At 47.5% G+C, this 24,299-nt stretch carries 31 protein-coding genes; all 31 read left to right on the plus strand.

Annotated features, from left to right (window positions below):
• Positions 1 to 114: 114 nt before the first annotated feature.
• Entirely contained in the window at positions 115 to 432 is a 318-nt protein-coding gene (locus tag GFB57_RS24320; protein ID WP_007372302.1) for a hypothetical protein, read from the plus strand.
• 41 nt (positions 433 to 473) lie between these two features.
• Positions 474 to 1,316 (plus strand): hypothetical protein, encoded by an 843-nt coding sequence (locus tag GFB57_RS24325; protein WP_007372303.1) that lies wholly within the window; start codon positions 474 to 476, stop codon positions 1,314 to 1,316.
• Positions 1,288 to 1,566 (plus strand): hypothetical protein, encoded by a 279-nt coding sequence (locus tag GFB57_RS24330; RefSeq protein WP_007372304.1) that lies wholly within the window; start codon positions 1,288 to 1,290, stop codon positions 1,564 to 1,566. Before GFB57_RS24325 ends, GFB57_RS24330 begins: the two co-directional genes overlap by 29 nt.
• Positions 1,567 to 1,625: 59 nt before the next feature.
• Positions 1,626 to 2,069, plus strand: a complete 444-nt coding sequence (locus GFB57_RS24335) for a hypothetical protein (RefSeq protein ID WP_007372305.1) — start codon at positions 1,626 to 1,628, stop codon at positions 2,067 to 2,069.
• A gap of 286 nt (positions 2,070 to 2,355) precedes the next feature.
• Positions 2,356 to 2,520: a hypothetical protein gene (locus tag GFB57_RS24340; RefSeq protein ID WP_007372306.1), complete on the plus strand. Its 165-nt coding sequence runs from the start codon at positions 2,356 to 2,358 to the stop codon at positions 2,518 to 2,520.
• A gap of 567 nt (positions 2,521 to 3,087) precedes the next feature.
• Positions 3,088 to 3,930, plus strand: a complete 843-nt coding sequence (locus tag GFB57_RS24345; protein WP_007372307.1) for an HNH endonuclease signature motif containing protein — start codon at positions 3,088 to 3,090, stop codon at positions 3,928 to 3,930.
• A 421-nt stretch (positions 3,931 to 4,351) separates the two neighbouring features.
• A complete protein-coding gene (locus GFB57_RS24350; RefSeq protein ID WP_024196080.1) occupies positions 4,352 to 4,603 on the plus strand; it encodes a hypothetical protein in 252 nt (83 codons plus the stop codon).
• 455 nt (positions 4,604 to 5,058) lie between these two features.
• Positions 5,059 to 5,580 (plus strand): hypothetical protein, encoded by a 522-nt coding sequence (locus tag GFB57_RS24355; protein WP_007372310.1) that lies wholly within the window; start codon positions 5,059 to 5,061, stop codon positions 5,578 to 5,580.
• 46 nt (positions 5,581 to 5,626) lie between these two features.
• Entirely contained in the window at positions 5,627 to 5,896 is a 270-nt protein-coding gene (locus GFB57_RS24360; protein ID WP_008786584.1) for a hypothetical protein, read from the plus strand.
• Between the two features lie 663 nt (positions 5,897 to 6,559).
• Complete coding sequence (locus GFB57_RS24365) at positions 6,560 to 7,813, plus strand: ParA family protein (RefSeq protein ID WP_007372312.1); 1,254 nt, start codon at positions 6,560 to 6,562, stop codon at positions 7,811 to 7,813.
• Positions 7,810 to 8,814, plus strand: a complete 1,005-nt coding sequence (locus GFB57_RS24370; protein ID WP_007372313.1) for a ParB family protein — start codon at positions 7,810 to 7,812, stop codon at positions 8,812 to 8,814. Before GFB57_RS24365 ends, GFB57_RS24370 begins: the two co-directional genes overlap by 4 nt.
• Positions 8,815 to 8,853: 39 nt before the next feature.
• The gene (locus GFB57_RS24375) at positions 8,854 to 9,339 is read left to right on the plus strand and encodes a hypothetical protein (RefSeq protein ID WP_172745723.1); all 486 of its coding nucleotides are present in this window, start codon (positions 8,854 to 8,856) and stop codon (positions 9,337 to 9,339) included.
• A 40-nt stretch (positions 9,340 to 9,379) separates the two neighbouring features.
• Complete coding sequence (locus tag GFB57_RS24380; RefSeq protein WP_008786582.1) at positions 9,380 to 11,011, plus strand: ATP-binding protein; 1,632 nt, start codon at positions 9,380 to 9,382, stop codon at positions 11,009 to 11,011.
• A 426-nt stretch (positions 11,012 to 11,437) separates the two neighbouring features.
• A complete protein-coding gene (locus GFB57_RS24385) occupies positions 11,438 to 11,611 on the plus strand; it encodes a hypothetical protein (RefSeq protein ID WP_009653096.1) in 174 nt (57 codons plus the stop codon).
• A gap of 41 nt (positions 11,612 to 11,652) precedes the next feature.
• Positions 11,653 to 11,970, plus strand: a complete 318-nt coding sequence (locus tag GFB57_RS24390) for a hypothetical protein (protein ID WP_007372316.1) — start codon at positions 11,653 to 11,655, stop codon at positions 11,968 to 11,970.
• A 1-nt stretch (position 11,971) separates the two neighbouring features.
• On the plus strand, positions 11,972 to 12,721 hold the full coding sequence (locus GFB57_RS24395) for a hypothetical protein (RefSeq protein ID WP_007372317.1): 750 nt from the start codon (positions 11,972 to 11,974) through the stop codon (positions 12,719 to 12,721).
• A 20-nt stretch (positions 12,722 to 12,741) separates the two neighbouring features.
• Positions 12,742 to 13,428 carry a hypothetical protein gene (locus GFB57_RS24400; RefSeq protein ID WP_016241554.1) on the plus strand — a complete coding sequence of 229 codons (687 nt, stop codon included), beginning with the start codon at positions 12,742 to 12,744 and terminating at the stop codon, positions 13,426 to 13,428.
• 158 nt (positions 13,429 to 13,586) lie between these two features.
• Entirely contained in the window at positions 13,587 to 14,762 is a 1,176-nt protein-coding gene (locus GFB57_RS24405) for a ParB/RepB/Spo0J family partition protein (protein ID WP_007372318.1), read from the plus strand.
• 185 nt (positions 14,763 to 14,947) lie between these two features.
• Positions 14,948 to 15,457 (plus strand): hypothetical protein, encoded by a 510-nt coding sequence (locus GFB57_RS24410; RefSeq protein WP_223307977.1) that lies wholly within the window; start codon positions 14,948 to 14,950, stop codon positions 15,455 to 15,457.
• Positions 15,454 to 15,822 carry a hypothetical protein gene (locus GFB57_RS24415; protein WP_007372320.1) on the plus strand — a complete coding sequence of 123 codons (369 nt, stop codon included), beginning with the start codon at positions 15,454 to 15,456 and terminating at the stop codon, positions 15,820 to 15,822. The genes GFB57_RS24410 and GFB57_RS24415 overlap by 4 nt, the downstream gene beginning before the upstream one ends.
• Before the next feature lie 14 nt (positions 15,823 to 15,836).
• Entirely contained in the window at positions 15,837 to 17,249 is a 1,413-nt protein-coding gene (gene dnaB, locus GFB57_RS24420) for a replicative DNA helicase (protein ID WP_007372321.1), read from the plus strand.
• A 122-nt stretch (positions 17,250 to 17,371) separates the two neighbouring features.
• On the plus strand, positions 17,372 to 17,572 hold the full coding sequence (locus GFB57_RS24425) for a hypothetical protein (RefSeq protein WP_007372322.1): 201 nt from the start codon (positions 17,372 to 17,374) through the stop codon (positions 17,570 to 17,572).
• Between the two features lie 126 nt (positions 17,573 to 17,698).
• Positions 17,699 to 18,064: a hypothetical protein gene (locus tag GFB57_RS24430; protein ID WP_008786579.1), complete on the plus strand. Its 366-nt coding sequence runs from the start codon at positions 17,699 to 17,701 to the stop codon at positions 18,062 to 18,064.
• Between the two features lie 89 nt (positions 18,065 to 18,153).
• On the plus strand, positions 18,154 to 20,589 hold the full coding sequence (locus GFB57_RS24435; RefSeq protein ID WP_007372324.1) for a phosphoadenosine phosphosulfate reductase family protein: 2,436 nt from the start codon (positions 18,154 to 18,156) through the stop codon (positions 20,587 to 20,589).
• Between the two features lie 23 nt (positions 20,590 to 20,612).
• Positions 20,613 to 20,987 carry a hypothetical protein gene (locus GFB57_RS24440; RefSeq protein WP_008786576.1) on the plus strand — a complete coding sequence of 125 codons (375 nt, stop codon included), beginning with the start codon at positions 20,613 to 20,615 and terminating at the stop codon, positions 20,985 to 20,987.
• Positions 20,988 to 20,997: 10 nt separating this feature from the next.
• Entirely contained in the window at positions 20,998 to 21,345 is a 348-nt protein-coding gene (locus tag GFB57_RS24445; RefSeq protein WP_008786575.1) for a hypothetical protein, read from the plus strand.
• 250 nt (positions 21,346 to 21,595) lie between these two features.
• Positions 21,596 to 21,946, plus strand: a complete 351-nt coding sequence (locus tag GFB57_RS24450) for a hypothetical protein (protein WP_007372327.1) — start codon at positions 21,596 to 21,598, stop codon at positions 21,944 to 21,946.
• Between the two features lie 32 nt (positions 21,947 to 21,978).
• Positions 21,979 to 22,278 carry a hypothetical protein gene (locus GFB57_RS24455; RefSeq protein ID WP_016241553.1) on the plus strand — a complete coding sequence of 100 codons (300 nt, stop codon included), beginning with the start codon at positions 21,979 to 21,981 and terminating at the stop codon, positions 22,276 to 22,278.
• On the plus strand, positions 22,278 to 23,102 hold the full coding sequence (locus GFB57_RS24460; RefSeq protein ID WP_007372328.1) for a hypothetical protein: 825 nt from the start codon (positions 22,278 to 22,280) through the stop codon (positions 23,100 to 23,102). The genes GFB57_RS24455 and GFB57_RS24460 overlap by 1 nt, the downstream gene beginning before the upstream one ends.
• 61 nt (positions 23,103 to 23,163) lie before the next feature.
• Positions 23,164 to 23,823: a hypothetical protein gene (locus GFB57_RS24465; RefSeq protein WP_008786574.1), complete on the plus strand. Its 660-nt coding sequence runs from the start codon at positions 23,164 to 23,166 to the stop codon at positions 23,821 to 23,823.
• 48 nt (positions 23,824 to 23,871) lie between these two features.
• Positions 23,872 to 24,117: a hypothetical protein gene (locus GFB57_RS24470; protein WP_007372330.1), complete on the plus strand. Its 246-nt coding sequence runs from the start codon at positions 23,872 to 23,874 to the stop codon at positions 24,115 to 24,117.
• Positions 24,118 to 24,299: the final 182 nt, after the last annotated feature.

The raw sequence follows: 24,299 nt of genomic DNA on the forward strand, positions 1-24,299 counted from the left end.
ATATGGAACACTAACGGCAATCTTTTAACCATCAGACAACCTCAGCGCCCTTCGTCACCAGCCCCACCTGCCAGATAATAGGTCAATAACGACAAAACTATGACAGGGGGCATCATGCCGAATCTCTTACGTTATGACCAACTGGACTCCTCACGTCAGCCAGCAGCGCGGGCATCAGCCGCTAGTGGCGAATTATGGTGTGCCCGCAACAACGTAAAAAAGCAGGCGGCAGCGTCAAAGGCCGCAATTCACCAGGCAATCAATGATCAGCACCGCATTACCCGGCTGCGAAACACCTTTTCGCTCGCGAAGGATATGCGTGAAAAGCCGGTCGTCTGGATTGAAAAGCGCATCCTCGAAAATCTGTGCATGTTCAATGAGCAGGGCGATATGTACCTGTTCACGCAGCAGAACTTTGTCAGCAAACTCTGAACCTCCGGCCCGGCTCGTCGGGCCATTAAAAGGAAACCGATATGACAGACTTCATTGATAAACTGGCAGCGAATGGTGTGGCCTTTACCCTTCAGGACGGACGAATCATCGTTGAAGGCGATCTTCGTGTCGGGTTTACGCTTGAGCCAGAAGATCCGGCAATTCCCTGCGACTATATTCCCGCGAATCTGACCGTGACGAACACCCTGACCATTCTGTCGGGCATTCATAGCATCCCTGCCGGGCTGGTGGCCCGCAATCTGTTTATCAGCTACTCTGAGCTGGAATCTCTCCCTGACAACCTGACCATTACCGGTACGCTCATGGCGAATTCTTCACGTCTTAAGTATCTGCCGGAAAATCTGACGGTGGGCCGCGTTCTGGACATCATGTGTACTGATATCGCCTATCTGCCGGATACGCTGAAAGTAGCTGGCAGTATGATGCTGTCAAACACCCGTATTACCACTTTGCCGGATAACCTGCATCTTGAAGAAAATCTGGCCCTCGAAGCCATGCCGTTGCAAGCGTTGCCAAAAAACCTGAAAGTGGGCCACAGCCTGTATCTGGATGCTGTGGCTCTGAAGCGGATCCCTGAGTGTATATCGTGCCCCGTGATTAACCTGGTTAACCCTGGTAATTTTGAAAATGTCGCGTCAGTCACCGGTATCGGCGGAAAGCCTAACCGCCATGTCTATGCGCTACGTACAGCGCTTGGCGTTCGCGTATGCATGTACGATTTGTCTGTAGACCCGGAAATATTTGGTCTGCTGGTACGTGGCATCTATGATGAACCCACGGCTGAACTACTTGATAAGGCCGCACAACAATGTATTCAGCGTCTGGAGGATATGTATGCTTCTGAAAACGCAGTTCGGCACTGACTCGGGTATGATTTATACCCGGAAGGTGTATCTGCATTACACCGACACTGACGGGCATTCACGCAGCAAGCTGATAAAAGGTTACTACTACCCGGGCGAAGTCCCGGTTGAGTCGTTTTCAGAGCGGGCACTTGCTCCTGGTATGCGCCAGCTGTTGAGTTGCCGCTGCGGCGCAATAAACTGGGTCGCAACTGGTGGTATCAACGAATACCAATGCGACTGCTGCGCAAAGGAAATAACCGTTTACTGACGGTCTGCACGGGGATACCGTTCGACCGGCATACCCATGACAATAAGAGCAGGTGCTAAATGACAAAAGAAGAATCACAATTTTATGCTGGTGCAATCTGGGCCGCATCGACCATTTACCGGATGCATTCTGACTCGGTGGTAGCGAAAGATTTTCTCCGTGAAATTAACGATCTGGATGTGGCAGCAAAATGTGGTGCTGAGTACGACGTTCTCCCATTACGCCTGTTTGTTTTGCGCGATTTACCATTGGGCCACGATGCGGATTATGAAGCCATCAGCTTCGGGCCGGTAGACCGTCACGGCAATATCATCTGCGATCACTCTCAGACTTCGGTCACCGATATCTCCGGCCAGCGAGCGTATGGGGTTTATGCCCGCCGTGCGGGTGAGTCGAATCTGACGCTCATCGACAATCTTGATGATGAAGAAGAAGCCGAACCACTGGCGAAGGTGCTGGCTGAACAGCTCCAGCAAATCAAAGAAGGTCGCTACGATATTTAAGCGTTAGACCACGTACTGCTGGTGGCAATACACTGGCGATTAAGGGGGTTAAGTGACTTAAATGATCCACTGACCTGTCTGTGTAAAGCCTGTTTATCCCAAAGCCGTCTGGTTCACCAGGCGGTTTTTTTATGCCCGGAATAGCAAGCACAACACAAAACGAAACCGATATTATCTTTCTGAAAATACAGGGCTTTTTATGCCCTGGTTTTCTTCGTCACCTGAGTCACTCACCAGATACTGGATACAGAAGCCACAACATGTAACCCGTTATCAGGAGCGACCCATGAAAGCACAAGCTGTTCGTAATCACTCTTTTGGCTCACTGAAGCTCAGCGCAAGCAATGCGGCAGCAGCCGCGCTGGCGCACCCGGTAACCCATTTCTTCATGCTGTTCGCCATCGTGATGTACCTGGTCTATGGCGGTGTAGTACTCGGCATTAAGCCGTAGCATTCCCTGTGGCCGGTCGCCCAACCGGCTTTGCCTCCAACCCTTCTGGAGGTAGTTGTTAACTTCCCCGGTAAACCGGGGATTTTTTTACCCGTAGTTCCAGCGTTCGCCACTGGAGCTAAAACCCACCAGAGCGAATTCCGTAACATAAGCGCTTCTTCTACGTCCGATCAGTACCTTACCCTATGAGCAACCCGTCACACTCTGCTAGCCTTCCTCCCGGAATGAACGACACTCTGATGTCCCTATATATCGAACCGGATATGCCTGGTATCGATGATCTCGTTATAACAATTATTCGGCTTCGGCGTGAGGGCTGGACAGCATCTGAACTGACTTTCCGTATACTTTCGTCAGTTGCATATCAGGTGATTCCTCCAGAGGCGTTTACCGACCCTAAGCATCACCTCCTGAAAGAGTATGTCAGTTTGTCCCGTGAGTTCGGCCTAGTAAGCGGGGCAAGACATAATGCTCACCTCCGTGGTGTCATTCGCAGAGGGATAATGTCGGGAATAGATAGAGCAGAGGTAATACGCCGCGTTCTTTTCTCCCCGCACTATTCAGAACATGAGGAAGATAACCAATCTGATTCGTTCCCTCGTTCGTCGTAACAACCGGGTGGCATTAACGCTTTTTCCCCGAATGTTCCGGTACAAAGCCTTTGGCGTGGTTGAAACAGGATCTGGTTATCCGCGACGGCCTGAACATCAGGAATCCAAAGTTTGTCTACTGGCAGGATATCTCAGAGTCCAGGAAGAAATTCGTGCTTCTCAGGCCCGTCTGGCTTTACTAAATACTGAAATCGAAAAGGAGAATGCTCAGGAGTACGCACGTAACAAAATTCCGGCATCACGGTTGGCTCACTTCAGGCTCTGGTTCACTCGCCGATTTGGTAATGACACATCCCGTTTGATTGAGTCCGTGGACACCTACTGCGAGGAGCAGAATCCAGTAATGGATGAGCAACCGGCTGTATTGCCATTACCACGCGGTCACCTCCCCCATGCAGATATCCGTATGCGCTCCCCGAGCTTCCGCCGAGAGGTTAGCGTTCGCGATGTGCATGTCCAGTCTCAGTTCCGTGAGTTGGTGGATAAGAATTTCGGAAGCCTGTGCGCGGTATCGGGCAAACACCTCAACGGTGTGCTGGAGGCAGCACATATTGAACCAACATCCGTAGCAGGCTGCTATAACGCCAGTAACGGCATTTTGCTATCACCAACATTCCACAGGCTGTTTGACACAAACATGATGGGTATTGATCCTGATACACTACAGATTCACTTCGCCAGCGGTATAGAGTTCCCTGAGTATGAAGGGGTCTGTATAAAACCGTTGTTCTACAATCTGGATAAAAACAGGCTCGGGGCAAGATGGCTTGAATTTAAAGTGAAATCACCTGCGGAGTAAGCCCTCTCCCCTCTTCCATCTCCCTGCCCTATCCAATCTATTTATTGGAAAGGCATAGCAGCATGGAGATAAGTAGCACACAAGTAACTCACCGATAATTCACATAAAAACCATATCAAAACAAATCAATCAGTTTATCGCATTTCCTAGCGCACTTTTAATTCACATTTTATGGACTTTTAATCCAATCCTCTCCTGTTCACTTTGAATTTAAGTGATATCAGTGAATGATAAGGTACGAATAATTCACTAAATAACAACTATGTAAATTCAACAGCATAAAAACCAGAGCGCTATCTTCGGACTGGTTCCAGTAATTGATGGTTTGAGTCCGGCCCGCATGTCATACTGATTTATATCTTTCGTGTAGCCCTGCGGTAGGCACGATTTCATCCCAATACATCCAGTGGCATGTGACTATATGATCGACCAAGCAGAGTTAATGAAGAGTGTTTTAGCGGTTCTGCAAGCCAGAAACGTGTCATTATCAGAGAGCCCTACGCGAATTCTGATGATGCTTCCAACACGGTTACGCGTGAATGTCACTGTAATCGATGCTCAAAATGAACCGTTAACCGCGACACTGATGCTGGATCAGGAAGGTCAAGTGACCTGTAAGCTGGCAACAGACCCCGCTGATACCGTCGTTGATATCAGTCGATATAGAGTATGATTTAAATCTTCGCGTTCCAGCCAGCCGTTCCCAGCTTCGTTGTAGAATATTGCAATAAGCCAATCCCCAGCCAGCCCTGTAATGTAACCGAAGAAAATCGTGCGCAATGCGCACGTAAAAATGTCTGCCCGCCACGCGGGCAATCGCCGTCCAAAAGCTTCGCTCTCAAGCGAAGCAGGCACGACATGTAAATTCGAATAGAGCCCTCACGGGGCGATTAGGCGAATTCGCGGCCCGCTAGGGCAAAGTCTCAAAGCGTATGGGGGTTAACACCCCCAAAACGCTGTGGAGACTGTTGTGGCTTTTCGGAACTACGATCCCGAAGTACTGACTAAGGGTTGCGGCTGCCACCAGCCCGGCTATCAGGCGACCCAACAATTATTTCTCCGTATCACTTCGTCACCTGCTCAAGGTGATTGAAAATAGAATCACAATTAGAAAGCGGGGAACACACAATGAACACTCAGACAAGAATCAAATTGAAAGGCCTCAAAATCTATACTGGCATGAGCCAGGAAACAGTCTGCTTTAACGCTACTGTCCTCTTCGACGGGCTGAGCATAGGTACAGCTGATAATGATGGGCATGGTGGCGAAACTCGCGTACTGTTCGAACCAGGAAAAAAAGAGCTGTTCCGCCAGGCCGAATCATATGCGAAGGGTCTTCTGCCAATCTGCCTTGGCGAACACAATGGCAAGCCATTTCTCATAGACTCAAACCTGATTGAAGTAATCGACCAGCTTGTCAGTGACGAGGAGCGTAACCGGAAAACTAAATCAAGTTTCAAGAAGGTTTACCGCAAGAAAATCTGCGTCTTACGCGAAGGTAGACTTTGGACAGTGGGCTACAAAAGCCAGGCTCAATACGCTTCATACATCGCACAAATCAAAAAAGAACATGGCCCTGATATCGTTATCCTGGACGATTTGGAACATGATGAAGCTTTCGAGCTGTACAGTAAGCACTTATACGCCTGACCATCAAGCGTGGTAGAATTGGATAATTCTAGCGCAGAGGATCACTATGAAAGTTAAAGAGCTTATCGCCCAGCTTCAGCTACACGACCCTGATGCTGTTGTCGTAATTGCCGGATTTGAAACCCAGAGTACTGGACTGGTTGCCGAGGCCGATACTATTAAAGAATGCGTGACAGTTCCTGTCCAAGCGGACAGCATGACGGGTGACCGTTCGTTGGCAAAGGAGGGTTCACCTTCTGTCTGGTTGGGATGGGGGAATGATTACCGCACGGAGTTCTTCGTTAGTGCCATCAACGACCCGGACGAATTAGCCTAACTATATCGAATACCCAAGAGCCTCTACTTCAGAGGCTTTTTTATTTGATGGGTCTTACGGGAAACCTTGTCATTCATTTACCAATAGTTGCAGGGCGTATCCTCCAGCGCTAAGTCACTTAACCCCCTTAATCGCCAGCCAGCATCTCCGGGTTCTGCCCGACCCGTGGATTACTTAACACCCTTAATCGCCAGTCAGCCTCTCCGGGTTCTGCCCGTACCGTGGGTCACTTAACCCCCTTAATCGCCAGCCAGCCTCTCCGGTTTCTGCCCGTACAGTGGGTCACTTAACCCCCTTAATCGCCAGCCAGCCTCTCCGGTTTCTGCCCGTACAGTGGGTCACTTAACCCCCTTAATCGCCAGCCAGCATCTCCGGGTTCTGCCCGACCCGTGGGTTACTTAACCCCCTTAATCGCCAGTCAGTCTCTCCGGGTTCTGCCCGCCCCGTGGATTACTTAACCCCCTTAATCGCCAGAAGAGAAAGATGATGTGTCATTGAACTGCATTTCGAGATCGCAAAATGAAGAAAAAACAAAATAGAATGTTAGCGTCTCAATCTGATTGCCGTTACAATTATACGCATAGAGCGTCATTTTACGCATTATACGTAAAGTATACGCATATGCGTTTAAATTCATAATTCAGGTTTGAGGGTATGACGAGAATGAATCTAATAGATAAAATTGCCCTTGTCGGGCAACGCATGAAGTCCGAACAAATTTCATTGAAAGAATCGTTACTGGCTTCTTCCCGGGTATCTGTATCAGATGACAGTGTGGAGGGGGTAGATCGCCTTATCTATAACCACTGCCTGAATAAAAAAAATCTCTCCGACTTCTTTGGAAAATCTCGAGTTACCTTCAATAAAATTCTCGCTGATCTCGAAGAAAAAAGGCTGGTGGGTCAACCTATTTATCAGAACAAAAACCACCTTTATACCCGCTGGGATGTCCAGAATATTATGGATGCCCTGGGTTATCCGCGCTATAGAGATTACTACCAGAGCCGAACAATCATTGTTCAGAATCATAAAGGTGGGACAGGAAAAAGCACGACCTCAGTGGCTCTGGCTGTAGCAGCAGCACTTGATCTCCAGTTGAATGCCAGAGTTTTAGTAATTGAATGGGATCCGCAAGGCTCTATTGGTAGCGGTATGATTCAAAGCGTATCTGAAGACGACGTATTCCTGACTGCAATCGACGCAATCCTGGGCGTGTATGAAGAAGGTTCTGAATATAAAAAATACCTCGACATGGGTTACTCTGAGGCTGAAATCATTGAGAATATGCCGTTCTCAACCCATCTGCCAAATCTTGATGTAATTACTGCGTTCCCAACCGATGCGAGATTCAAAGATAAATACTGGCAGTGCAGTAAAGAAGAGCGCACTCAGTTGTTGCTACGATTCAAAGAAGTGATAATGCCAGTCCTGAAAGCTAAGTATGACCTTATTATCTTCGATACCCCTCCAGAAGACTCGCCAATTATCTGGGCCGCTGATGAGGCCGCTGACGGTATTCTTGTCGCAGTTTCTCCGCGAGAATACGACTATGCATCCACAACTGATTTTATGCTGACGATCAGTGAGCGATTCCGTCAGTCTCCCAATAAAGGTGAAAATATTAAATGGTTTAAAGTACTGGCCGTTAACGTCGATGATAAAAGCCCATACGAAAAAATAGTCCTCGATAAGTTAATTCGAACCGTTCAAGACCTGTTTATGGCAACCAATATCAAAAACTCTGAAGCATTCAAAGCAGCTGCGTCACGGGGTAGGTCGGTTCTCGATATTAAGAAATCTGAAGAGTTATGTTCACCAAAGCAGCTGGATATTGCCGAAGAATCCGTAATGTCCGTATATCAACAGTTTATTAATGAGATAAAGAGTTTTTCAGCGAAGGAAGGAGTTAACGCATGAGTGATGAACAGCATATCGGAAACGATAAATCGCGTTATCTAAATACGCCAAAGCGAACCGATGTAGGCCACCGTTCCGGGTTAGCTAACCTTAAGAGTCCCCCTCGCATTAAGAAACTCTTTACCCTTCATAACGGGCGAAAACTTGAAGCTGAGCACGTCACTGTAGCAGCTGAAAATGTCGCTACTGAGACCGCCGTTCACCCAATGAACCCGCGAAATCAGGAAGCGCTTACCACAAACGCAGTACGAGATATCCTGCAACAAATTGAGTCAAGGGGTGTTGATACTGAAGGTGTTGCCGTTAAACGTGATGGCGTGTACCTGCTTATTGAAGGTAGCCGCAGACGTTTTTGCTGTATTGCGGCTCAAAAAGATCTGCCTTTATGGGTGCTACCAGATGATCTATCAGCTGAGGACATCAAGGCGATTATTACCGCTGCACAAACATCACGCCGATTCTCATACCGAGAGGTTGGGCTTCAGTATCTGGAACTAATGCAGGAAAAAGGATTCACCAAAAATGAAGAGCTTGCCCTCTTTCTTGGCATAAGCCATGTGTCAGTCTTTAAACGTATTCAGGCGGCGCGTATTGACGGTTCGTTGATAGCTCTGTTCCCGGATTATGAAGGTATACCAAACTCCTTCTACAGCCGGTTGTCCAAACTTCAGAAATACGTAGAGAGCAACCTTTTCATTCTTGCAGATGTAGTTGATAGGGTGAAAGAAGAAATTGCTAATCTGGACATCAGTGACATCCCGGAAGCGCAGAAAATTGTCATGGCGCAGATCACAAAGGCGGTTGAATTACTCGATCAAAAGCCACCTGCAAAAAGTTGGGAAACCCGTGATCTGGCTAATTTTGCTAATAAGGACAAATACGCCCGTATCAGCAAAAATGCATCAGGCCGTAAAGTTCGCTTTGAATTTAACCGAATGAGTACCGAGCTCATGGCAGAAATTGAAGCATTTATTACGGATAAACTGAGTAGCGAAAAATAACAATTCGCCATTGCTTGATTATCGAAACTGCACCTCCTGGTGCAGTTTTTTTTTGGCCGCAAACCTATTCGTCAGGAGGAGACACCGGTTGATAATAGGAAAAAAACAGCTCATGAGGTGGCTATGCTTTCGGAAAAAATTGTAACCCTGTTTTCAAATGACGCATTAAAGCGTTTCACGATTCTTGAGGCTTACGCCGAGCTAAAACGTCAGGGTACTTTTAGCGTTTTCCTTTCGTTCATCGATCCTCGTACTGATTGTCTCGTAGAGGGTAACTTTCAATTCTACCCGAACCCCGTTAAGACCTACTCAAACATGGGAGTATGCTATCTCACTGAACATCTTGGGCTAACGTTAAAAATCCCAAGCTCTATGGAATGGTGGGCTACACATGAAAAGTCAACATTTCATAACCAAGACATCACCTATCTGAAGGAGGGTGAATACGTAAAGGCAACCATTAAACTGGAAATAGGCTCGCGGATCAGAGTTCCTAATGCGTTCGAAGTTGCCCCTTCCATGTGAACTTAAGGCATATCAAAGTAAATTACTGACGAGGACGGCTATGGCACTCACGATAAAAACAGAAACACTAAAAGCTACCACAAGCCCAACATTTGAGGCTTTACGTAATCGTTATAGCCACCGTAGTTCTGACGATGAGATTGCCGTCGATCCGCTATGTTTATCTCGGGATGATCTGAATGAACTTTTACAGGCATGTCGTGGTGATGGAGAGTCAAAAAATCGACGAGCTCTTGAATCGATCATCACTGCACTGGAAGGTGATTTCGATAAGCCTGTGAGCAGTTTTCCGGCATTCGGTCGTGTGTTACTACAGTATCTGAAGTCAAATCGAATTGATGGCTGGATATACCGACGCGGTCATGACGGCAACCTGTACCCCGGTCTTGTTACAGCAATAAAAGAAGTAAAATCAGAAAAAAACTCTGACCGTCCCCCATCACTATTGTTACAAATCAGCTGGTATGGGTTCGGCGAATATTCGCACTCCAAAAAGGTTTACGGAACCCAGCTTACCGCCCTGAATTTCGAGCCTAATGAGGTGGCGCGGCGCAGTGTCGCTAAGACACTGGCCGACCGTGATATCTACCATGAAACGCATGAGCTGAAACAAGAGTACCTGGAACAACTAACGCGGTTTAAGGAAGTGGTCGACGGGCAATTTGGCAATCAGTTTAAAGCAACCGGCAGGGCTGTCAGAATGGAATCGTATAGCTACAGCGACCGGAATCTGGAAATAGCAGGGCATAAACTGATACACGATTTGCCTGATAGTGAGTGCGATGCCTACGGTGCAGAAGTGGAGTCGCCTCTTTTTGAAGATGACCAGTTTGGCCTTTTACCCGAAATTCCTGTGCAGCGTTATTTTGATCTCTCGCTGCAAGACTTTATCTGGATACATGCCAATAACGTAGAACCATACAAGTATGATAAAGAACTGCCAAAAAAGATGGTTTTGCCGGAAGACCACCGTGATTTACTCGATATACTGACCACGGATATCAGCGCTTTCACCAGCGATATTGTTGAAGGGAAAAGCGCGGGTAACATCATCATGTGCGTGGGCTCACCCGGACTTGGGAAGACATTAACTGCTGAAGTGTATGCAGAGGTCATTGAACGGCCCCTGTACTCAATTCATGCTGGCGCACTGGGAACCAACGCCGATGACATTGAGAAAAATCTGCGGACGATTCTGACCCGGGCTAAACGCTGGAACTGTGTCCTGCTTCTGGACGAAGCCGATGTGTTTGTCATGCAGCGTGGAGCATCACTGACTCAAAATGCCATCGTTGCGGAGTTCCTCCGTACACTGGAGTATTTCGATGGGTTGATGTTCATGACAAGCAACCGGGGTAGTGACATCGATGAGGCTATCATACCAAGATGCGCTGCAATCATTCACTATGATGTGCCGGAGAAATCAGATGCCCAAAAGATCTGGAAGATTATGGGTGAGAACTTTGGCGTGAACATTCCTGATGAACTGGTCAGATCACTTGTAAACACTTACCCAGAACTTCCACCACGTGACATCAAGATGTTGCTACGGCTCACGTTGCGAATGAGCGTGAAAGAGCAGGGGAGTGGTAGCATCCCGACACTGGATATTGTGCGGAAATGCGCGATGTTTCGTGGGATAGAACGAAAGGGAAAAGAAAAAGCCCTGTGATAACGATGCCGGGTTCGCCCGGCATACAACCTGCTGGCCCAGCCCAAAGCAATCCGAGTTCTTCAGCAAAAGCAGCAGCGTGTCGGAAATAACTGTGTTATAACAATTCAGGTGATCATGATGAGAAGTTGATAACAATGTTTAAGCTAAGTCCCATAAGAAAAAAAACAAACAAGCTGCATAAACTCCTTAATAACGGCTATCGTTTCGTAATCATGCATGAAGATGAAATTATTGAACCCTTCCGCTACGAAATAGAAGCCAGACGAAAACTATTCTTTGGCAGAAAACTCCTTTCTATTTCCGACCTCATCGACTCAATAAACGATAGTGTAAAAACCCAAGCAAAACGCGCCCCTTAACTATTCGTCACCTGAATAACTCCAGCTATGATAAACATTATTATCAAGCTTAAAGGTGATACTTATGAAACCGTTTGGGATTTTCTATTCAGTAGAAGGCTGCACTTGTTCACTGTGCCGCTCGCGTGGCTATCGTAAAAACAATGCATACGATAGATCTCTTCGTGTAAGCAAACACCGCGCCCGTCAGCAGGCCAAGCGTGAAATCCGCTCCGCCGTATTCAGCATCGACAATTAAGAAAGGTTGATGATAAATAAGAAGAATAACGAGGATAACAAATGACTGATGAAAACCAAATAAAGGTGCTGTTTTGCATTCTGCGTCGTCGATTCGTGGATTATGTCCCTGAGTTTGAAAACTGTGTAGAAGAACGGGAAGTCATCAATGAAACGCCGAAGGGTTACCGTATGTCCGTCTCCTACGGCACATCAGTTTACCTGCACGCGGATTATGAGTTTTTCGAATCACGTCAGGCAGCGTATCAATGGTGCGCCCGCCGTGTGACCGCTAGCATTGAGAAGATGAAACAAAAAATGCAGGCGGCAGAAGCAACAAAAATAAAACTGATAGAAGCATCCGGGAACTGTGGCGAATAAGATGACACCACGTCAAATTATCCTCTCACATATTACAGCTGAGAAAGCACTCCCACGAGGAACGCTGATCTGGTTATTCTACGAGAATGCCGATGATTTAATCAGCCTGAATGAAGTGGGCGATAATCTTGAAAGGTGGCATCAACGAGTTGGGTCGCCTGAAGAAATTCAGGTGATACTGGATATGCCTGATGACGATTCAGAAGTCTGGCTATTCAGCCCAACAAAATTATTCTCCCCACGGGTAAAAACCCCCGTTCTGACAGCCAGAGATAGGGCAGTTGCTCGCTATGGCGTTTCTCGCGTTATGACGGCGGAGAAAGTTGTTTTTCTGTATTCAGGGTATCTTCTGCACCTCTATAGACAGGCATATGGTTTCACCGGCCCTGCGCCTGAAGTTCGGGTCAACTGGAGTGCCAAACATTCATGGGGCGGCAGGAGCTCAATCACTATTTCACCATCGTCCATTTATCCTGACAGTGATACACCGCGCTATCGCTACCATGAGTACGCACATATAGAGCAGCGTAAGGACATCGGAGCATTTTATTCAATCAATCAACTGGATCATATCAAAGGCGTAGTGGCACATGAGCTTGCGCACTTTTGCCAGCGCCACACTGGAAAAGATAATTTTAAATTTGGTTTTCCGGTACTCCCTGAAAAAGATTTCAGAACGGCTCATGGTGATGGGTGGCAGTTCTTGTATGCATTTTTCAGAACAGAATTAAATAAAAGAATTCAGCGATAACCCAAAAAAAGGCATAACCAATGTACCTTCTTTCCATTTTATTATTTACATTTGTTTATCTGTTATCCTTTAATTCTGTTATAGAGGAAAATAGAGACCGCTATTCCATACAGACTTTTGCAATAGTGATGATCACGATATTCCTGATATCAATGCCAGTAACAACAACTTTTGTGTCGTTGATGCTTGAAGAAAACCAGAGAGAGCATCGTGATTTGATTTCCTTCCTGCAAATCAATTCCGTTTGGTTCGCAGGAGCCGGGGGGCTGGTGGCTATCTTCTTGTCAGCCCTGACAATGGTTCGCCTGAAGCAAAAACGTATCCGTCACAAAACATCGAACCTTAACCTCATCGTTGTGGGCCTTTTCGCGGGCGTAGTCTCTTTTGCCAGCGCGTATAAGCATCTAGCTTTCTTCAGTGGGGATGATGCGGGAGTGTTTTTATATGAGGCTATACCAGCCATCGATGACATCGACTGTAACGCGCCAATACTCCTGGTGAAATGGGAACCTGACTCAAAGAAGCCAACTGCATGGCGATGCCCTACGGGCGTTGCATTCAATATCAATAGTCCTACTCCATTCCTACCTTGGGGTTCATATGAGGAAGGGGAGAGTTCAAAACTAAATGAAGTGATGACAATTTTGATGAAAAATGCGGTCAAAATCGAAAAACGTCGCCATCTTGATGTCATCATTACGAGCTAAGGCCTTGTAATCACTGGATTACAGGGCTTTTTTATGTACCCGAAAAAAAAGAGACATTTTGTCCCCAAATACGCTTCGTCACCTGTTTGGTGTGTGTTTAACTGGATTTACAGCAAGCAACGAACCTCGCGACACAATAACTAAAGCGGAGAAACACCATGAACACCGACGTTAAAGCTATCTTCGAACAAAGCCGTACCCTGGAAAATCTGGAAGGCGCTGCGGTACTGATGCGCAGCTTAGACAAAGCGCCATCATCACTCCGAGCACTGAGCGATTTCGTAACCAAAGCGCGTAAAAGCGGCAATACGGAACAGTTCGAAGAAGCCGATATCGGGCGTAACAACGTCTTTGCGGTGAGCCCGTACTGGTTGTTTGTGGAAGAGGGACTGAACCTCCGCGACGTAAATTATGACCGTGCGGTAATGTTCAAACACGCTTATCTGGAACGTCCTCAGTCAGTGCCTGTCATCCGCGTTAAACCAGTAGTAGTGGAAGGCGTAACCCGCCTGAAAATCATTGATGGCCACCACCGTTTTGCTGGCCTGATGATGGCGATTGCTGAGGGCGCGAGCTTCCAGAAAATCACCGTCGAGGAATTTGAAGGCGGCAAGGACGAAGAAGTCTACAACATGATCGAGAGCGCCAACTCCCTTCAGTTGAAGATGGTGGAACGCGCTGAAGGCTTCAAGCGCCTGATTGGCTGGGGTCACACCATTGAGTCGATTGCTCAGCGTCTGGGTGTCTCTCTGGTCACCGTTCGCCGCAGTATCGTGCTGGCAAACGCTGACTTCAGCATCAAGATGCTGGTGAAAGAAGATAAGGTATCTGGTGACGTTGCCGTTGACGTTATTAACGAATGTCAGGGTACTGACCGCGACCCGTATGAAGTCCTGATGGAATCCCTGAAAAAGGCAGAAGGAGCTGGGAAAACCCGCGTCACTGCCAAATTCGTGAGTTCCAAGAAAAAGACTGGCCTGAAACCGAAAGTTATCCGTAAAACCTTCGACAGCCTGTTGCCAACCCTGAGCCAGCTGCGCGACCAGATCCCGCCGCAGCCGGAAGGTGAGCATGAAAATCAGATCGAAATTACGGAAACCGTGCCGGAAGAAGTCGTCTTACGCCTGACTCCTGAAATGGCCCGTACTCTGATGGCTACCCTGGCTGAACTGGAATCAGCAAAACAGGCAGAAGATGCTGAAGCTAATGGTGACAACGACGGTGATAGTGCTGAAAACAACGGCGGTGCTGACGATGCGACTGATGCCGATACCGATGGCGCTAACCAGCAGAATGGTGAAACTGAAGAGACTCAGCTGCACCCGGTGTACTAACCTCCCAGCAGGTCTTTAACAGACCTGCATAAAATTCCTTTTCATTCTGATGGGCCGGATAAACCGGCTCATATTTTTGCACATATAAATGGCCGCATTTTGCTGTCTTAAATTTTTCGATGATAGACAGGAGCGCATTAAAATATCAGGGTTATAGACTTTTTTGGATAGCAATGGGGGTCGCGTTGAATATTCAGACTAATTATATCGAGCTGCAAAATTGGCTCGAAAAGGCAAAAAGTATTTATTCCTCCGCAGGATGCCCGCACGAAAGAGTTGATGATGGCATTTTAAAAATTGCAATGCAGGTAGCGGCTATTAGAAAAACAAAACCAGATATGCTGCATGTATTCCTTCAGGAGTTAATTACTGAGTTCAAGGGTTATAAACTCATTCAGTGCCGATTCAATAAATCCAATTATGAGCATTTTGTTATGACCCCGGAAATTCAGATTCTGATCGGTGGTCTTATGGATAAAGCGTCAGAGGGAATAATGCTGGCTTCTATCTGCCACATGCTACAGGTAGATACGTTATCCGAACTTCTAAGCCTAATCCCAACGGGAATGCCAGACACCGATGTACTGGATGCGCTATGGCGTGATCAGAAGACGCCCGCAGGACTGAACCTGCTTGATGACTTCGTACTTCTGGATACCGTTGCGCTGGCTAATAAGCGGGGGATTGCTGCATGAATGTATCGGCGTTGATTAGTAGCCTCTATGTGACCGTTATCGCCGGGCAGGAGCTGGAAGCAAAAGCTCTGGAGCATCACGAACGCCGTACAGCTGGTCGATTTTGCCGAAAAACACTTTCTGTCCACGCGGTGAAGCGCAAGCCCGGGGTGGAATTTCTGGCGCGGCTGAAAGTCAATTACGCCCGCGCCAACCTGACAAACTGCGACCCCGGTACAGTAGCCGAGCTGAGGCTGGTGGGCCGCTCTGATGAAGCGAATGAGCTCTCTGAAGCAATTCTAAAGGCAATAGCATCCAGTTACCCGGAGTTGGTATCGGAATGCGCACGACAATTACAAAAACAAAAGCTATTCCAGAACCTCTGAGGCCACTTATGACTATGGCGGACATCTCGTTTACCGAAACAGGTGAGACAAAGCAAACAGCTGAATACAGCTTAAAAACCCCTCCGCAATCGATAGAAGCGGAACAGTCCGTGCTGGGCGGGTTAATGCTTGAAAACCAGAGATGGGATGATGTGGCAGAAATCGTTAGTGAGCAGGATTTTAGTTCTCGACCGCATCGCTCAATTTTCTCTGCAATGAGATCGCTCGTTGCGAATCAATTCCCGATTGATTTGATAACCCTCGCTGAGCACATCGAAAACGAGGGAGAAGGTAAGCTGGATAGTCTCGGCGGTTTCGCCTATCTGGCAGAACTGTCAAAAAATACGCCCAGTGCGGCAAATATAATTGCCTACGCGCAGATCGTCAGGGAACGTGCCGTAATCAGGGAAATGATAAAAGTTGCCAACGAAATAACCGAGGCCGGTTACAACCCGGAAGGTAGGACAAGTGACGAATTGCTTGATCTTGCAGAAAGCCGGATTTTCCAGATTGCAGAGCAAAGGGGAAATAAAAGCGGTGGGCCGGAAAATATCAGCAGCATTCTGGACAGAACCGTTACCAAGATTGAAGCCTTGTTCCAGCGTCCCCATGACGGGGTCACTGGAGTTGATACCGGCTACGTGGACGTGAACAAGAAGACAGCCGGTCTACAGCCCTCGGATTTGATTATTATCGCTGCCAGACCCTCAATGGGGAAAACTACGTTTGCAATGAACATCTGCGAGAATGTATCGCTGACAAACGATAAGCCCGTCATGATTTTCAGCCTGGAAATGCCTACGGAACAGCTCATGATGCGCTCACTGGCATCGCTATCACGCGTCAACCAGACCAGCATCCGAACCGGACAGCTCGATGACGAGGACTGGGCCCGGTTATCCGGCACAATGGGACTGCTGCTGGAAAAAAAGAACATTTACATTGATGACAGCTCTGGCCTAACACCTATGGACGTTCGCTCCCGGGCGCGTCGATTGTCCCGCGAACACGGTGGGCTTAGCCTCATTATGATCGACTACCTTCAGTTGATGCGTGTACCGTCGTTATCTGACAACAGAACTCTGGAAATTGCTGAAATCTCCCGATCTCTGAAAGCACTGGCAAAAGAGCTGAATGTACCGGTAATCGCTTTATCGCAACTAAACCGCTCGCTTGAACAACGTGCCGATAAACGTCCGGTAAACTCAGATTTGCGAGAGTCAGGCTCCATTGAGCAGGATGCTGACCTGATCATGTTTATTTACCGTGATGAGGTCTATCACGAAAATAGCGATATGAAAGGTATAGCCGAAATTATCATAGGTAAACAGCGCAACGGGCCTATAGGGACAGTACGTCTCACATTTAATGGTCAATGGTCTCGATTTGATAATTATGGTGGCCCTGAGTATCATGATGACGACTGACCATAAAAGCTACTGACCTTATCCTGATATTTAATTAAAGGTTTTCGACTGTTTAATTTCGCCAGCTGATTGGCCCGATAGATAATGGTTCTACGGACAGCAATCTTTTATATAGGTGTAAAATGAAAACGATACTCTCAGCTTTATTATTCGTTGTTTCATGGAATGCACTGGCACAGGATGAGGGAAATAGTGGTGATAAAAAGCAACAGGCAACGGCAACTATTCAAATTTCGATTACAATTTTACCCGAACCGGTAAAACCAAAGATCACCAAAGAACAGGTGAGTGATACGCTAACCGTCATTTCTTATGAATGGTAGCATCCAGACAACCAACGGTTAAGCCTGCTCCAGCAAAGAAAAGTATCTTTCTGAACATCACTTCGTCACCCGAATGCCTCGTGATTTAATAAGTAAACAAACCGGACAATATTCACGAGGTGTTTTATGACAAATGAAACTCAGAACAACGCATCCGCACCTGAAGAGTTAATCACGCGTATATCGCAGGTCATTAAACGCAAGGATGGATCTGAAGTGAAAATTACTGCTCAGGCTGCGTTCGGTGCAGGGTTAACTCGCTCTATCGATGTATATGTTCTTCGTCGGGATAATGCTGATTCAAACTGGCAAGGTTGCAGTAATCGACCAAAAGCAGGATGGCGGAATATGTCTGTAGATGAATATATCCGTGAAGGGCGCTCTGAAATGCTTAAGGCAGTTACGCCGGGAGAAATTCTAAAGCTCACAAATGCCATTGGCAAACCAATGAGTTGTCTTGATCAATTATTTCCATCCCCGATTACTAAATAAATCATTAAATAATACCGCTGGCCTTATTCGTCAGCTGGTACGCCCGTGTTTAAATAAATATACAAAACGAATAAATAAACAGGTGAACCATGCAACAGGTAATCGACTTTGGCACATCAGAACCGACCCTTGCCCCAATCCTTACCGGGGATAAATGGGATACGGTTTGGCAAACACTGGCTAATGACGAAGACCTGAATTATGTCGATGCCAGCACTGGCACGAGCATGGCCAATCTTATCACCACCGGCACAAACGCCATTTATAAAGCGCTTACTGACGGCTGGACTATGAGCCTGGCGTATTCATCAGGAAAGGACTCTGAGTGCGTTCTGCACCTCTTCCTGATGGCGCTGGTAAGGGCTACCCGCAATGGCACAAACATCAGCCAGCATCACTATGTGATCCACACCGACACGGGCATCGAGAATCCAGCCGTCCGCTGGCTGGCAGACACAAAACTCGCCGAACTTGAGGCATTCGTTGAAAAGCACCAGTTACCGCTGAGCATTGTAATTGGTAAGCCTGGACTGACATCTGGGTGGACTGGCCGCATCCTTTCAGGGCGAGGATTGCCAACATTTTCAAATAGTTCCGCCAGACAGTGCTCGATCGACTTGAAGGTCGATCCTGCACGTCGGGCCCGTGCCGAGTACATGCGAGGACTGCCTAAAGCCGTTCGTCAGCGCGTTTGTCTGCTGCTGGGTTCCCGTGATGCAGAGAGCACAACCCGTGCCATGAACATCGAAAAAAAAGGCGGGAGCGCTGAAGACGTTAAACAGACAAAAGAGGGCGGTGAGCTCTATCCGATCCGTCACTGGCATCAGGGGAACGTATGGGAATTCCTGCTATCGTCCGGGGATGAGGCTCGTTTTGCGTTACCCAGTTACCTGCCTAACAATAATGAAACTGCTGAGCTCTACAAAGAGGCTACGGGCGAATGTGTCTGGACGGGTTCTGAAAAAGCAAAAAGCGCCTGTGGTTCACGATTTGGCTGTTACCTTTGCCAGGCTGTAGGGCTCGACCGCTCTATGGAAAACCTGCTGAATGCCGACCCGGAGAAATATGGCTATATGGCTATCCTGAACCGGCTTCAGCGTTTCATTGCCAAACGCCGTTATGCCTGGGAAGACCGCCATCCAGTGGGCCGCACGGTATACGAAGGTGGGTATATTAAGATCCAGCCAGATGTATACTCGCCGAAATTCCTGGAACGTCTGTTACACATCTGCTGTAGCGCCGACTACGTAGAGCAGCAACGCGCCGATGACGTTGCCGAGAAACTCGCTTACGGCTTGCTGGAAGACAATGCGCATAACCGTCGCATGTCCCGGCCTCAGTTCCGCATCGTCAGCGAAGAAGCCGTTGTGCATGTCGATTTCATGTGGGCTTTCCATCATTTCAATGACAAGCCTTTTAGGGCACTGGAGATCTACCACCGCGTCTGGGCCCACGGCGAGCTGGATCTGTTGACTGATGAACCGACGATGCCTGTAGTCCCTCAGTCCCCAATCCCTAAAGCAGTCTGGCTGAAGGTGGGGAAATTTGGCGATGACTCACTATTTGATGGGCTGGCTGATCCTGTTGCGGAAATGACCTATTTCGACGGCGGAGATGACGAACGCGCCGCACGTGTCATCAAGACAAGAGACGGCCACCGTCGTGTTGTCAGTTTCAGCGAAGATAACGAAGTTACCGTAGATGAAGAGTCTGCAAGCTTTGTGTTATGGGTGGAATACCCACGCCTTAAATCTGCTATTGAGAGCGGGGCGTACACCGCTGGGAGCGCGGCGCAGTTCTACCTGCGTTTCGGCACGGTATCTCTGTGCAAAGGTAAGTCAGCCTTGTATCACAAAATGATGCAGCGTGGTCAAACCTACCATCGACTCGGCCTGACCGGATTCCAGTCGATGGAAGGGATCACAGCTCGAAAAGACCTTCGCATCCTCTCGACCGAGAAATACCAGCATGTTCTGAAAAGAACGCTGGAGGCCCGGATCATTCGTTTTAAATGGTGGGCTAACCTCGCTTTCACCATCCAGTACCACATGACCCGCATGACAGAATTTGGGTTCTGGCTGCATCGCGTCTTACGCCAGGAAAGCCATAACGAGCTTATGGACGAGAAAACGCTGTGCAAAAACAGCCTGGAAACTGTCCTGATCAACCAGACCAATGCCTGGTGTCTTGTGATGAGTGACGTGGGCAACAAACCTGATACATCAAATGCGCTGCGCCGCTACTGGAGACAGGAGCGGGCCCGAGCTTTCGCGCACTGTGCTTCAGTACCGGAAGTCCTTAAATCGCTGGTGGCTCGTGAGATGTTCAATATTTATCGACGTGCGCTTTATGAACTCAATAGCCATAAAGAGTTGAGCCTTGGCCTGATACACATACAGGAACTGGCAACTCAGAACGCGGACGCGTTACGGATCCATATCAAAATAATGATGCGGTTAATCAGGCTGTGGCAATTGTCAGGTTTAACAAGCATTGGTCAGAGTGAATTTTGTGAGGCGGCTTAACTGCCTGGAATAAAGGGAAAATAATGAAAATCATGCTTTCACTAGGCTCTGTTGCTATTACGACAGTAGCATCTATGTTGTTGCTGTGCAGCCAGGCTAATGGCAGCAACGGGAACAGGCCTTTACGGATCAACGAACCTGTTCAGATTACTATCGAACAAGTGATGTATCGCATTGCAAATGGTAACCAGAATATCGGCATGAAAATGCGTGAAAACCCAGTGCTGTTTTCGGGTCATGCCGGAATCAGTGTAGAGCTAAGTGATTTTCCGCCCGGGTCAAAATCCGCGCCCGTACCCGGAACTACCGTAATGCTGCGTACCGCTTTGTCTGGTCAGACAGAGGCCTGTTATCAGCAGCACTGCTACTCAGCCGAAGTGACCACGTACAACGAATAGAGGTCTTGCTATGGCAGACAGAACTGATGGAATGAAAGGAAGAGCACTGATTAGGCAGTTGTCCGGTATGCCACCCGGCGTTAACCCATTAAACGTTCCTCAGCCGCTTAAGCGAACCGTGTGCCTGGCAAAAGGCATAGTGGATACATGGGATAGTTTTCCATCCGAAAACAACCTTGCAATCGCCCTGGAAAACGCCGCTGCAATATCACGGCTGGCGATAAGCCTCCTGCAAGAACGGGAAGTACTGTACCGGCAGCTGGCATCTCTTGGAGTAGAACCAGAGAAAATGAAACAATCCGTCGAAGCCATCCCGATGGAAACGCTTTTAAAAAGCCTTCCAATGAGGAAAAAGTAACTTTCTAGCGTTTTTTGTTTCCGCTGTAAGAAGACACCTTTTTTGGTGCTCAATAGCAGTATTTTTTTAACAGATAAACTAAACGAATTCAATATTTCTTAAATTCAAGCACATTTTGTCTTCTTTTAAATTTCGTCGTAGGTTTAATGCAGTTAATAATGTTACTCACGGATTAATTTTTAAAAAATACAGAGCCTAATCAGGCTATACGGGTTTTGTAATTGCTATCATTAAAGTCACGAGGAAAACCATGAGTGCATACGTCGAGCAGGTATTTAATGATGTTGAAAAAATGCGTGGCAAAGTTCTGGCCGACCGATTCCGCATGGTATTCAAAAAAATCCAGCTTGTGAAGAACGACGACTCAGACGAGGCCTACAACCTGAAGCAACAGGAAAACCTAGCCGCTGTCACTGAACTTCAGAATGCTGGTGGTTTCATTGATTGGGACATCAAGGTCACTAAGTATAGCAACACATCCACTCAGGTTGAGTTGCGGCATAAGGTAGATGGTGTGCTGGTATGGCGCGATTTTACCTTCGTAAGCGATTTTGTATTCGAACTCGCTAAAAACGTTGTCTATTCAAAAGAGACGGTCTGAATTCAATTATTGCATTAATAACCGGTGGAAAAATGGAGCAACTGACACCTGCAAAACTCGACTCGATGATTACTGAGACTACAACTGAACTGCTATATGCGCAGAGGGCACTTATCAGCCCAAGCCGAGCTGATGCGATGGAAAAGAAAGCGTCTCAATTACTCAGCATATTATTGGAGTTAAAGGAACTAAGAAATAAAAGCCCACAAAAAATCATACTGCCACCCCCTGCATGTTGCTTTGCAGATCATAGTTATCCTGCATATTCCAGAGACCAAGTTATTGCAATACTTGATTCTCTTGGACATAAAATTATTGAAAAGGAAAATTAATGCGCCAGACAAAAATCGTAAATATATTCTATGCCAGTGCTGAAGAGCTTCAGCTAGGCATTAACGAGATAGATACTGAGATTACGACCGCTTTGCAGAACGGCAATATGGAAGCCGTCAAAAAAGCAACGTTACTTAAAAACACCATGATTAGTCTGCTGGACAACAAACAGAAGGGCGAGCTGGTTCAAGAAACGTGTACGTCAGGCGAAAAGGCTGATTCATCGGTAGAAATAACGGACGCAATGGCCTACGCGTTCCACGCGGCATCTGGTGAGGGTGCAATTGGTTCCGATGATGTTGAAGAGATAAAGCGTGGTCTGCGGGTAGTTATCAATGAGTGTGGCCTCACAAATCACCTCGTAAAGATCCCTGCTGGTTTACACGATGCAACAGCTCAGCTTGTAGTTAACTTCGCCTCTGAGATGGCGGGTAAGCTTTACCGGGCCCAGGAGAAGTATGGTCGTGGGGCTGAATGGGCAAAATCTGACTGGAAGGATGAATGCCTCAAAGAGCTCCACCGACACCTTTCAAAAGGTGATCCACGTGATGTAGCAGCCTACTGCATGTTTTCGTGGCATCACGGTTGGCTGACCCACAGCGAACAACCTGCTATAGCGGGGCTCAGCGAAAGAGTTCTGTTCGATAGCTTTATGAAAGATGATTACTCACCTGATTCAAGTGGTTCAGTATCAGAGGAAGAAGAAAGGGTCTTTCTTGAGGTGCTCTTTCACATATGGCAAGGCCGGGCCGCAGTTCAGAATGGATTAACTCAACAGGAAATGGATATCGTAATGAAGTACCGGGAACAAAATCAGAAATAACATTACTGCGTTCTGACAACCAGTAAATTAACTCGATGCGGTATTTCAGAAAGGAAAAATTATGATCGTTCTCAAATACCCTCCTTACCCATCGCCCTTCTGGTTCCGGGGGGAAAAAGATAAAACGGGTGTGGTTACCGAGGTTGGAACAGTTTATGTGGAAGCAACAAAGGATAACCTGCTGCTGGTGGAGGGCACACTCCCTCCGGTAGGTGCGACTTTGTTTCTTACACCTGACCGGTTCGATATTAAAGCTGAAACTGAGATTGATAGCCGGGCCCGACGAGAGGAACAGGCCAGACAACGTCTGACACGGCAAGAAGAAGAACGACAGCAAAAGGCCGCTCTCGATATGAAGCTGATGCAACAGGCGCAAGAGCGAAACGCTCGTTTGTATCTTCCGGTACGATGGACAAGCGGATTCAAATCGGTGATTTCCGGGCTGACGGAAAACAGTAGCGGTAACGGTATAAACCGGCGAACTGTGATTCACGTGCTTTTACTTGAGGACATACGTGATGGGCGCCTGGTCAGAAATGAAGGGGATTTTCTTTGCACCGCCGCAGGTGGAAGTAACGGCAAGCTTTGGGTTAACCCAGCCACCCATAGTGATGGTGAGTACGGGCCTTACGTATGTGAAATAACGTGTAAGCAGTGTATTAAGGCTGCTCTACGTTGGCAGGATAAAAATAAGGCCGTCCCACCGGAATGTGTTCCGTAGGTATCAGGCGAACCGATCACCACGCTATAGAGAGAGGGGACAGTGAACATGCAAGTTGCTAAAAACAAGTACGCCGTTCTGGACAGTGCGATCATGAAAATACTCGGCAAAGAGCCGGTTCCATTTTCACTGATTATGCTTCCAGACGTAGCTGGTGAGTGTTCCCGACTCGCTGATGAGGAGAGGAATAAGCCGATGCCATTCCGCATTCTTGACCGGCGGTTACAGGCGCTAAGAAAGGCTGGCAAAATTCAGTTCGTGACCGGAAAAGGCTGGGTAAACCCTCTTTCCTGACCACCCGCAATTCGTACTGCATCTTCCTTTTCGTAAAAGGCAACTCTTCGTTGCCTTTCATCCCCCAGAGCTATTCGTCACCTGCCCCCCCAACGATAAAATCAAAGTATCACAAACAATATGTCCCCCATTTAAGCCATTAGAAACACCATGTCCTAGTACAATAGCGGCAACATGGCTAA

The sequence above is a fragment of the Citrobacter sp. S39 genome (genome assembly GCF_009495675.1).
GTDB lineage: Bacteria > Pseudomonadota > Gammaproteobacteria > Enterobacterales > Enterobacteriaceae > Citrobacter > Citrobacter freundii.